The sequence below is a fragment of the Burkholderia sp. BCC1644 genome (assembly GCF_902833225.1).
GTDB lineage: Bacteria > Pseudomonadota > Gammaproteobacteria > Burkholderiales > Burkholderiaceae > Burkholderia.
On sequence record NZ_CADFEI010000043.1, the window covers coordinates 1 to 2003 of the forward strand.

2 protein-coding genes and 1 pseudogene are annotated in these 2003 nt (G+C 64.3%); all 3 read right to left on the reverse strand.

Annotated features, from left to right (window positions below; translation table 11 throughout):
- Window positions 1–191 (reverse strand): annotated as a pseudogene (locus HWX87_RS37555) (polyamine ABC transporter ATP-binding protein); the annotation flags it as partial.
- Window positions 192–379: 188 nt separating this feature from the next.
- Window positions 380–1495 carry a polyamine ABC transporter substrate-binding protein gene (locus tag HWX87_RS37560; RefSeq protein WP_166962640.1) on the reverse strand — a complete coding sequence of 372 codons (1116 nt, stop codon included), beginning with the start codon at window positions 1493–1495 and terminating at the stop codon, window positions 380–382.
- A gap of 60 nt (window positions 1496–1555) precedes the next feature.
- Window positions 1556–2003: aminotransferase class III-fold pyridoxal phosphate-dependent enzyme (locus HWX87_RS37565; RefSeq protein ID WP_176051827.1), on the reverse strand; the 448-nt coding region annotated here is incomplete at its 5' end.

The following is a 2003-nucleotide window of genomic DNA, read 5'->3' on the forward strand; positions in this document are numbered from 1 at the left end:
CCGCAGCCCGAGCTGCCGAGCAGCGCGAACAGCTCGTTCTTCGCGATCGTCAGGTTCACGTTGTCGACGGCCGTGCTGTCGCCGAATTTCTTCACGACGTTTTCGATGCGCACGAAGGCGTCGTTTTGCGGGCGCGCCGCGGCGGCCGGTTGGGTCTGTCTTGCAGCAGCGGAAGAGGGTATCGATTGCATGGGAGTCACCATTCGTTCTTCACGGATTGCAGGCGTGAGCGCCCCCGCACGAGGCGCACAATGCGACTCGCGGACGACGGCTCGTGCCGGATGGAACAGTGCGCGCGGCGCGCGCGGGCGGACGGAGGTCCGCGGATCTCAGGCGGGCAGGCGTGAAGCGATGCCTGCGCCGCCGGAATGCTTGGCGATCAGTGGCCGGTCTTCAGTTGGGCCCACAGGCGGTTCTGGAGGCGCAGGATGTCGGCCGGCATCGGCTTCATCAGCACCATCTTCTTCAGCACGTCTTCCGGCGGGTAGACGGTCGGATCCTGCGCGACGCCCGGCGTGACGAACTGATGCGCGGCCTTGTTCGCGGTCGGATAGAACACCGTGTTGGTGATCGCCGCGTTGACCTTCGGATCGGACACGTAGTTGATCCACTTCAGTGCGGCCTCGGGGTGCGGTGCATCCTTCGGGATCACCATCACGTCGAACCACAGCAGGCCGCCTTCCTTCGGGTTCGAGAACTTGATGTCGTACGAACGCTTCGCTTCGGCCGAGCGGCGATGCGCGATGCCGACGTCGCCCGACCAGCCGAGCGCGACGCACACGTCGTTGTTCGCGAGGTCGTTGATGTAGCCGGACGAGTTGAACTGGGTGATGTACGGGCGGACTTTCTTCAGGACTTCGAAGGCTGCCTGGTAATCGCCGGGGTTCTTGCTGTTCGGATCCTTGCCCATGTACTGCAGCGTGGCGGCGAACACGTCGACGGCCTGGTCGAGGAACGACACGCCGCAGCCCTTCAGCTTTTCCATGTTGGCCGGGTCGAACACCAGTGCCCAGCTGTCGACCGGCGCCTTGTCGCCGAGTGCCTTCTTCACCGCCTGCGCGTTGTAGCCGATGCCGTCCGTACCGTAGGCCCAGGGCACACCGTACTGGTTGCCCGGATCGGCGTCGGAGATCATCTTCATCAGCAGCGGATCGAGGTTCGCGAGGTTCGGCAGCTTCGACTTGTCGAGTTTCTGGTACACGCCGGCCTGGATCTGCTTGGCCATGTAGTTCGACGTCGGCACGACGATGTCGTAGCCGGAACTGCCGGCAAGCAGCTTCGCCTGAAGCGTGTCGTCGCTGTCGTAGTTGTCGTACTTGACGTGGATGCCCGTCTGTTTCTGGAAGTTCGGGATCGTGTCCGGTGCGATGTAGTCGGACCAGTTGTAGACGTTCAGGTCCTCGGCATGCGCCGACGGACTGGCGACTGACGTGAACGCTGCCGCGGCGGCGAGGGCGGCAACGGAACAGGCTTGGCGAAGAAAGCAGGCACGCATGGTGGAATTCCCCTGGTTATGGGGCGTGCGGCGCCCGCCGCACGCCTGTAGGCAAAGCCGTTACGAAATACCCAGTTGCTGGGCGGTTGCATCGACGGCCTTCTTTGCCTTCGACACGAGTTCATCGATTTCCTGGCGCGTGATCACGAGCGGCGGCGACAGCAGCATCCGGTCGCCGGTCGCACGCATGATCAGGTTGCCGTTGAAGCAGAAGTCGCGGCAGATCGTGCCGACGTCGCCGCCGTTCGCGAAGCGGCGGCGATCGGCCGGCGATTCTGCGAGCTGCAGGCTCGCGACGAGGCCGTGACCATGCACCTCGCCGACGATGGGGTGACGCGCGAAGGTCTCGCGCATCAGCGCCTGGAAGTACGGGCCGGTATCGTTCTTCACGCGCTCGACGATCCCTTCGTCGCGCAGCAGCTTCAGGTTCGCGACCGCGACGGCTGCCGCCACCGGGTGGCCCGAGTACGTGAGCCCGTGATTGAATTCGCCGTTGTCGATGATCGGC